Genomic DNA, 10,114 nt, shown 5'->3' with positions numbered 1-10,114 from the left:
TCGTGGATTCTTTTTGGGTTTCTAATTACTCCAAAACACACAAGACTTTAGTTGTTTCTGAAAATCCTATTGATAATCTTTCTTATTGTCAAATTCATGGTGATTTTACTAGTACACATGTTGCCTCTTTTGGAACTATTAGTGATAAACAGTGTCAAAAACTCTTTAATCTAGTTGATCAAGGAATATATAAGAGTATCATTTTAATTAATGATAATGATTTTGGGGGATTAAAAAATGACTTGAAAATTATTATGAAGTTTGCTAATAATATGTCTCCAAAAATTATAAAAATAGACACTAATCTTGTTGAATTAGTTATAGATAATGAAGAATATCTTATAAAAGATAAAGATACTTTCAAATGGTTTCTTAATAAATTAGTTAATTCAAATGATATTAAATATGATATAAAGCTAATCAAATGCAATTCTAAAGATTGGAATGATGAGTTATTGAATTTATAGATTTCAGAAGTTTTAGCACTTTAGATAATTTTAATCTATAATATATTCTTGTTTTGGAGCATTATGATTTATTTCTACATCTGTAAATATTTCTTTTAAAGTAGATGTTGGTTTTATGTTATTAAAAAAAGAACGTTTATAAGCATCAATGTGTTTTGGTATTTTTAAGTAGGTTTTTAGTTGAGCTTGTTCATACGCAGCTGATTTTTCGCGTATATCAATTTTATTATCTCTCATCCAATTAAGAAAATTATTCTCTCTATTTTCAGAGTAATATTTACTAGGCTTGACACTTTTTAAAACTTCAAGCATTTCATGAATTAAGTTTTGATCAAAAACTTGTCTGCGTTCATTCTTTATAGCATCTTCTCTTTCTTTAGGTGTTGAGAAAATCTTTTCAAAATTTATTACTGGTTGATAAGCAAATCTTGAGTTTGGACTTTTTTCCCAAGTTAATTCAAAATTTAACTCAGTTTCTTTTTGTATCTTTTCTAATGCTTTTTTTAGCTCTCGTTTTTGTTCTCTTTTTTCTTCCCTATGCTTTCCTAAAACAGACCAGAGGTGATCAAATTTAGGCCTGTAGATGTGTTCATTTTTAACAGACAAATTTGTTCTTGCTGTAACTAAATGAATGTATAAGTCATCAAAATTTGCTTTACGCAGTTTAATAAATGAATTCGTATTTGCTTTTAAATAAAATGTAGACAAATTTTTTACAAATTCCTTATTCAATTGATAATTGTATAATATTTTTTCCTTCCCTCTCCCCGATTTTGGTCTAGTAAATCGAACTTCTAATTGTTCAATGAACAACATTGAAGAAATCTTTCTGTAAAAATATCCTATATCTTCATTAAAATCTCTAATTTGTCCCTCATTAGAAAAACTTACAGGTTGTGTTGACAAAATATACAAAGCATTTTCTAATCTACTGTCAAATACTCGTTGAGATGGATCTTCTTTTTCTGCTTGTATAAGGAAACTTATTTCTTTTTGCGATTTTCCTTTAAACTGAGCTGGTTTTTTAACAGTTGCTTGAAGATAATTGGTAGTGTAATTAAATGTTTTTGCAAAATGCATAGGATCTAGTACTCCATATCCAAAAAAATTATTTTGATAAGAGTGACAGAAATAATAAATAAGTGATTTTATAAGACCAGATTCATCATTAATTAATGAAAAGTCTGTAATATTATAAGCAACATTCTTATCTACTCGTACTAAATTTGGTGCTATTCCTATGCTTGAGGGCTGCTTCATTTATGAACTGTGTTTGTAATAACAAACATAACTAAAATTAAGAAAGAATTCGGGCATAAATATGACTTTTTTTGAAAATTTGCGTAATAAGTTTCACTTAAGATGCTTTGTTTTAGTTTTATTATGTAATTTTAATGGTTTGTAGAGTAATCTTCAATATATCTTTCTAATTATATTAAAACGTAAGAAAGTATACACGATACTACATTTATATAAATCAAAACCATAGTTTAACGTAAGTAATTATACACAAAACCATAGTTTAACGTAAGTAATTATACACAAAACTATACTTTTAATATAAGTAAAGCTACACATTAATAGTTTAAAACATAAGTAATTATACACATTAAGCCATTTTAATGTAACTAAATATACACAATTACATCTTTTTTAGGAAGCATCTCTACACAATATATCATTATATAGTAAGTAAGTCTACACAAATTAATCCTCAAATATAATTACCTATTTATTATCGTAAGTAAGTCTACACGTAATTAGAATGTTTAAACTACACAAAATCAATGCAATAATACTTTATAACCTAACTATCTCTACACCTCTATTATATATAATATTAGTATAATTAAATACTATAAAGAAATACAACAAGGTGTGATTTTACTAAAATAATACCAACATCACTTAATTGATCTCTATCCTAATCACAACAGTATGTGATAAAAATTACAAATCACTAAAATAAAATTGCTTACGCAATAAATTTATTAAGGGGGAAAGGGATTTAACAAAATATATATTTAGATGTGATTATAACTATCTATAAATTTTGCAGAGAGTATTATGTTGTTTTTATAGTAAGATTAATATTTGCATAACGGCAAAATTTGCCGTTATGCTTTGTCTTAAGGTATTTTTTAAAAATTTGTTTTTTCGTATAGAAGAACTAATTCTTTTATTCAAATTGGTTATGAAAAACTATTTATTGTTCAAGTATTAATAATTAAAGCAATCTTAAAACTTAAACTTTTAACAGACAGAATTTAGTGATTAATTTATATTGCAGAAAATCAGATTTCTAATTGACTATAAAGATATACTACATGCTATATATAACTGAAGATACAATCAAAAATGAAATAGATTAACAAATTTAATAGATAAAGATTTTCTTATACCAAGTAAATATCGTTACTATATTCATCTAGAGTTTAATTATTAAAATCCAATAACATAGTTGTTCAATATAATTCAAACTACTTGATGTATATAAATTTTATATTTCCCATCTAATACAGAAAATAAGGTTTAACAATAGTTATAAGAGGATTAGCTTGTTTTCCATGGAGTTGGCCTATCTTTAATTTACCAAAGTTTAAAAAATATTCGAAAATTATCATGCTAAAATAATTAAATATATTAATTTCGTACTGATAATTTTATAACTATGAATTCTACTATTACAATATCGATTGCAAATTTTAAAGGAGGTGTTGGAAAAACAACATCATCAATAAATGTTGGAGCTTGTCTTGCCATAAAAGGTAAAAAAACTTTATTAGTTGATTTAGATCCTCAGTATAATTTAACACAATCTCTTGGAATTAATGATCCTCAAGAAAGTGTCTATGATGCTTTGATGGGGAAAAGTAATCTCCCTATTCTTTCAATAAAGGATAATTTAGACCTAGTTCCATCTAGTCTAGAATTAAGTAAGGCTGAATTTGAAATGGCAAGTATATTTAAAAGAGAATTTGTTTTATCTACCTTACTAGAAGAAGTTAAAGACAAATATGATTTCATTATTATCGATTGTCCTCCTGCATTGGGAGTGTTAACAATTAATAGTTTCGTTGCTTCAGAATATATTATTATTCCTGTAGAAGCTGAATATTTATCATTAAAAGGGTATTCAATCTTAAGCGAAGCAATTTCAAAGATAGGTTTAGAAATTGATAAAGTTTTTATTACTAAATACGATTCAAGAAAGGTTTTAAATAGAGATGTACTTGAAAGTATTAAAAATAGTCTTGGAAATAAAGTCTTTAATACATTAATCCGAGATAATATTTCCCTTGCTGAAGCTCCTACTTCAGGTCTTGACATATTTAGTTATGAACCCAATTGTAATGGAGCTATCGATTATGAGTCATTAACAAATGAAATTATTCAATTACTTAATTAATTTTTTAAATGGCAAAAAAGAAATTTGTTGGTGGTTTTGATCAATTATTAGGTAATAACTCAGGTAATTTAGAAATTTCCGTTTTACCTGAACTCAAATCTTTTATCCCACCATTAAATGAAGATGAAGAAAAACTTTTATATGAATCAATAAAAGTTGAAGGTATTAAAGAACCTATTGATGTTTGGATTAATAATGATTTTGGTAAGAATATTATTATTGATGGTCATAACCGTTATAGAATTGCTACCGAATTAAATATATCTTTTGCTACAACAGAACATTCTTTTGCTAATATTGATGAAGTAAAGGATTGGATGTTAAAAAAGCAATTAGGTAGAAGGAATTTATCTGATGCAAATAGAACATACCTAGTTGGTCTACTTTATAATAATCGCAAAACCGGTCAAGGAAAATATGATCGATCTAATGATGAAAATATAGTTAATGTTGCCAAAGATATAGCTGCAAGTACCGGTATGTCTGAAAGAAGTATTAGAAATGCTGGTCATTTTGCTAGTGGAATTGAAAAACTTTCAGATGAATTTAAGGGACATATTTTAGGAGGTAAGGCAAAGGTATCTAAAGGAGATATTCAAGATTTGTCAAAAAAGGAGATTGATAAATTAATAGAAAATGAGAATGATTTAATTGAAGTAACTTCTCATTATAGAAAAAAGAAATCAAAATCTAATGAGGAATTAATCGGAGTAAATGATGCTCCAGATTATCATGATGAATATGAAGATGTTTTAAAAGATATTAAAAAGCGCTTATCTAAAGTTAATAAAACGATTGCATTTTCAGTATTATCTGATTATTTAAGTGCAAAATATAGTAAATCCGATTATAGCAAATTAATTGAATCCGGTTTTAAAATTATTAGAAAGGAAAATAATGAAGAAGCATCCATACTTTTTCTAGATAGTGATAATAAAACTTGGACTCATATGGATGAAAAGTTTACCTCTATAGAAGAAAGAGATAAACGATTTATGAAATTATTACAAGATAATAATATAATTCGAGGTTAATTGTATATACGAATTATAGGACGATGTAAATTCAAATATTATGATTGATATTATTGATAAGCAAATATTTTATCTTAAATCTGAGTTGTCTAATAATAATACGGATAACAATCGAATATTAGATTTAATGAATATATTAAAACTTTTTAGAGAAATATTTATTACTGTTTTTGAGGATAATAATACTTGCACTTGTTCCGCTATAACTCGATTTATTTTACAATACGTTAATTTACAAGGTGAAGTAAATTTTATTGAATTATTAGAAGAATTTATAAAACGACATGAATTAAAGCAAATTGATATAGCCGAAGGAACAAATATACATGCTGTGCAAATTTCAAATTTTTTAAATAATAAACATAGCATGCAAACAAATAATCTTGAGAAACTATTTAATTTTAAGAAATAGAGTTTAATAATTTTATCATCCTTTCCCTATAATTATTCATAATTGGAATACATATTTTCAGTAACGATTAATTAGTTTTTTGTACTTATTTTTAGTATTATGATTATTGAAATTAATAGTTATACCTTAAACTATGAGAATTGTATTTTTCCTTTTACTCAGATACTTAATTATTTGCTTTTATGAAATGATATTTGCATGACAATTGTACTTTTGGAAATCTTAAAATAACGTGTAGAGATTTGTATTTAATTCTAGTATTTTTGAATTTACAATTTCTATATTATCTTAAAGTGCATATAATCAGATATATACAACCCTATTTTATTGTTAAACCATCAATCAAGGTGTATGGTTACTTACATTATATTAAACTCAACAAAAAGTTACTACTAATTTAGTTTGAGAAGAATTAATTTTTATAAAAATATTGGATTTTAGTAGTAGTAACATATAAAAAAAACCTCTTTTATTATATGTTGAACTAAACCTACAGATTGGGAGCTTAGGCTGAAACTAACAAAATTCTTAAGATAATTTTATCTTCTACCATTATTAATTTTATACATAAATATAATGAGTAGAGAATCTTACCTACAACAGGCTGTTAAAGCCGTGCCTGAGTTTAAATCAATCAACGAACCTATTAAACATCAACTCAAAGTTTTGAGGGTGCTGGCTATTTGCTGAACACATCAATTAGGTGGTTCCATTCATTATGTGATTGACAGTTGTCGTAACAGGCATTGCTCCAAGTGTTAGGGTATTGATAAAAAGCCTTGGATTGAAGATCGAAAACAGAATCTGCTCCTGGTTTAGTACTACCATGTGGCATTCACGATTCCACGTTTACTGTTGGAATTGTTTCGGTTTTAAAAAAAAATCATTTACAAGCTTTTATTTGAAAAATCATGAGAAACTATTTGTCAATTTGCCAGTGATCCTAAGTTTTTAGGTGCTACACTCGCTGTCATTGCTATTTTGCATACCATGAATCAACAACTTAAATATCATCCACATATGCATTCTATTATTTCAGCTGGTGGTATTGACAAAAATGAAAAAACTCGAAATTATATGGTGATTTCTTGTTTGATGTAAAGCAAATGTCGGATAAGTTTAGTGCTATTTTTGCTGAAAAACTTCGTAAGATTAAGAAATAAGGCAAAATCAATAAGTTTGTTCCTCGGATTTAATACCGGAACCCTGAGTGATTTATGCCAAACAGACCTTTGGTTCTTCTTATTCCGTGGTTGAATATCTTGGAAGGTACTCACACAGGTTGGCTATTTTTAATGCTCGCATTTTAAAAGTTACGTATACGCATGTTACTCTTAGATGGTGCAACAGAAAAGAGAACTACAAAACTCAAACGCAAATTATTACTGGTGTTGAATTCCTGAAAAGATTTATTGAACATATCGTTCCTCCTCAATTCAGAAGAATCAGGCATCTTTTTTTTTTAAGTTCTAAGAACAAAATCAAAAGTTTAGAACTTTTACATAATGATTTAAATGTATCTGTTTGTGCCATTAGGCTTTGCAAAGCTAAGGTATTAGAACTTAAGTTTGGAAAACTATCATTGCTCATTTGTAAAGACTATGGTGGTGAGCTGGTTTTGATACTATCCCTCCCTTGTAAACCCACTCCTCCCCGTTGCTAAATTAATTCTGTAACTATTTATTATTCTATAACAAATCATACACACTTAAATGTGCAAATTGAGCAATTATGTACTATGGACAAATAATCAATATGCAAAAATGAAAAAATACAAATATGAACCTCGTAAATTTAAAACAGCTATCAATGATTTAATTTCATATGGTAAATGATGGCTAAAACGCATCCAAATCATTTGCAAAAAAAACTAAATGCATATATAAATGCTATTAAAACCACTATATATAAATCACAAATATACAACACTTTACTTAGATATTGCTGTAATAATGTTTAGTTTAACAAATCCTCCAATGTGTAGGGTATGCATGCAACCCTACATTAGAGGCTAAGTCTTTGGTTGTTGTATTTTTATATTCAAAATATTTTGCAATTTCGTCTAGTATATCTGTACATTTCCCAGTTTTTTCTTTTTTTTCATGTTGTTTTATAAACTTATAAAATATATTACTATAAGCAGTCTATATTTATTATATAGAATAGTATGTTCCCATATATTTTTTTATTTACCCATTTAATATTTTTGATATCATAATAGTTAGCATTAGATCTATGTTTGACTGTTGCAAAATCGTCGAAAGTAAAATCAATTTTAGTTTTTGGTAAATAGAGTTATGGACTTTTCTTTCATTGTATATTGGTTTCTAACTATGTTTAAATATTTTTTAGTTGTCTATTTTCATTCATTTATGAACTTCCTTTGTTATATTTATCTATAACTAGAACCATCATAAATCAATTTTGATCGATTATTAAATGCAAATTGTATGTTTAGAGACATAAGCCGATTAAGTAGCTTATTGATATTGAAGGGTTATTATTATTTTGTAAGTAACATTTAATCAATTGTATCTATTTTATGTTACTTCGTTCTCTTTCCGGATGTATCCATAAGATAGACAGCATCACTCATATTGTTTTCTTCAAATGGTCTTGTCAGATATTTCCTATTGCTTATGTTTTCAATCCCTGGACTAAGTAACTTATAATTTCATATTCGTTTAATACTTGGATGCCTTTTGCTCAATAAACTGTTATTACATTTTCTTAGCAAAGATTTTTGTCTAAATATAAAATATATATGTTCTACTCAAGAAATCTTACTATAAGTTATGAATATTTTAAAATTTTAATGAGATAAAATGAAAGTAAAGCAAAACGGCAAATTTTGCCGTTTTGCTTTACTTTCATTTCTATATTCAATGTGTATAGTTACTTATAGTATAGCATGTATATAATAAAAATAAATTTGTATTACTACTATCTTCTTATTTTTAGATATAATTGAATGCGTATAGTTACTTATATTAAGATTAGTTTGTAATTTTAGTACCTAATGTTGCTCGATAAAGTACTCTATTAATGACATAAGCAATTAAGATATCTAATACAACTTTCCCATCATTACATTTTGCTGTACAATTATTGATATTGCTTGTATATTAGTTATTTATAAACATTCAACTTTCCTAATTTCTACCTTATCAGCAAGAACGATTACTCATATATTTGATCTTACTACCCTATTATTTTTATTAAATAGATAGAGGTAATGTGTATAGATACTTACAATAAAGCATGTCTGTTATGTTGGGTCACCTAAATGCTGCTCGATAAAATACTCTATTCATGGTAAAAACTATTACGATATGGCAATGCACATTTCCTTTTATTACTTTTGGGTGTATGTTTATTGATATTGGTTGTTTTATAGATATTTATAAAGATTCAATTTTACAGACTTCAATTATAAGACTTGGAAGATCACGCATATTTTTGATCCTACTACCCTATTATTCTTTTATTATTGGATCCAAATGAATGTGTATAGTTACTTATATTAAAGCATGTCTGTTATGCTAGAGCTCCTAATGTTACTCAATAAAATACTCTATTCATGACCTAAACAATCGAGATTTCTCAGTCCAACTTCCCGTCTCTACTGTTTGTTGTATAGTTTTCGATATTGATTGTAGTTTAGTTATTTATGAACATTCAACTTTTCAGACTTCAATCATAAAACAAGAAAGATTACATTTTTTTTCATCTTACTACCCATTATTTCTTTATTTATTAGGTACAAATTAATGTGTATAGTTACTTACGCTAAGGCATGTCTGTTATGCTGTAGTGCTAATGTTATTCAATATAATACTCTATTCATGACACAAACTATTATGATATCTCAATACAATTTTCCCGTCACTACATTTTGCTGTATAATTATTGATATTGCTTGTTTATTAGTTATTTATATACATTCAATTTTCCTTACTTCTATCTTAACAACAAGAATGACTATGCATAATTTTGATCTTACTACCATATTATTCTTATTTAATAGATTAAAACGAATGCGTATAGTTACTTACATTAAAGCATGTCTGTTATGCTGGATCACCTAATGTTGCTCTATAAAATACTCTTTTCATGTCATAAATAATTATGATATCTCAATACAACTTTCATGTCAGTACTGTTTCCTGGATAATTATTAATATGCTTGTTTTTTAATATATTAGGAAGATTTATCCTTCCAGAATCGCTGCAATATCAAAATAAACATTTCTAACTAATTTATTAGATTATTAATCTATAGTTATATATAAAGATAACCGTGTATAGTTACTTAGAGTTAGGTTAGTCTGTAATTTTAATATTAATGTTGCTTAATAAAATACTCTATTCATGATTTAGCTATTGAAATATATCAATGCAACTTTCCCATCACTACTATTGGTTGTATAATTTTCGATATTGCTTGTATATTAGTTTTTTATAAACATTCAACTTCTCAGACTTCTATCATAAAACAAGAAAGATTACACGTATTTATGATCTTACTACCCAATTTTCTTTATTTAATAGATCTAAATAATGTGTATAGATACTTACATTAAAGCATGTCTGTTATGCTGGATCACCCAATGCTGGTTTATTAAATACTCTATTCATGGCAAAAACTATTACGATTAGGCAAAACACATTTCCATTTATTACCTTTTGACTGTATAATTATTGATATTGGTTGTTTTATAGATATTTATAAACATTCAACTTTTCATACTTCACTAATAAAACAAGGAAGATCACGCATTTTTTTGATCTG

General features: G+C 26.5%; 7 protein-coding genes. 6 read left to right on the top strand and 1 reads right to left on the bottom strand.

All coding sequences use genetic code 11. The annotated features are described in order from the left end of the window. The coding region (locus OM075_RS23270; RefSeq protein WP_301192963.1) for a toprim domain-containing protein at positions 1 to 467 on the top strand (467 nt) is incomplete at its 5' end. A 30-nt stretch (positions 468 to 497) separates the two neighbouring features. Here the strand turns inward: OM075_RS23270 and OM075_RS23265 are convergent. After that, positions 498 to 1,727, bottom strand: a complete 1,230-nt coding sequence (locus OM075_RS23265; protein WP_301192962.1) for a hypothetical protein — start codon at positions 1,725 to 1,727, stop codon at positions 498 to 500. Positions 1,728 to 3,138: 1,411 nt separating this feature from the next. On the opposite strand from OM075_RS23265, the gene OM075_RS23260 reads away from it, so the two are divergent. From OM075_RS23260 to OM075_RS26155, 5 genes are all read left to right on the top strand, one after another. After that, on the top strand, positions 3,139 to 3,876 hold the full coding sequence (locus tag OM075_RS23260; RefSeq protein ID WP_301192961.1) for a ParA family protein: 738 nt from the start codon (positions 3,139 to 3,141) through the stop codon (positions 3,874 to 3,876). A gap of 8 nt (positions 3,877 to 3,884) precedes the next feature. After that, the gene (locus OM075_RS23255; protein ID WP_301192960.1) at positions 3,885 to 4,910 is read left to right on the top strand and encodes a ParB N-terminal domain-containing protein; all 1,026 of its coding nucleotides are present in this window, start codon (positions 3,885 to 3,887) and stop codon (positions 4,908 to 4,910) included. A 40-nt stretch (positions 4,911 to 4,950) separates the two neighbouring features. After that, a complete protein-coding gene (locus OM075_RS23250) occupies positions 4,951 to 5,322 on the top strand; it encodes a helix-turn-helix domain-containing protein (protein ID WP_301192959.1) in 372 nt (123 codons plus the stop codon). 981 nt (positions 5,323 to 6,303) lie between these two features. Beyond that, the gene (locus OM075_RS26160) at positions 6,304 to 6,423 is read left to right on the top strand and encodes a transposase (protein WP_363321651.1); all 120 of its coding nucleotides are present in this window, start codon (positions 6,304 to 6,306) and stop codon (positions 6,421 to 6,423) included. Positions 6,424 to 6,532: 109 nt separating this feature from the next. Next, positions 6,533 to 6,985 (top strand): transposase, encoded by a 453-nt coding sequence (locus OM075_RS26155; RefSeq protein WP_363321650.1) that lies wholly within the window; start codon positions 6,533 to 6,535, stop codon positions 6,983 to 6,985. Positions 6,986 to 10,114 lie beyond the last annotated feature (3,129 nt).

Source organism: Plebeiibacterium sediminum, from assembly GCF_026013605.1.
Lineage (GTDB): Bacteria > Bacteroidota > Bacteroidia > Bacteroidales > Marinilabiliaceae > Saccharicrinis > Saccharicrinis sediminus.
The sequence above is the reverse complement of the archived record's forward strand: the minus strand, read 5'-3'. Positions and strand labels throughout refer to the sequence as shown.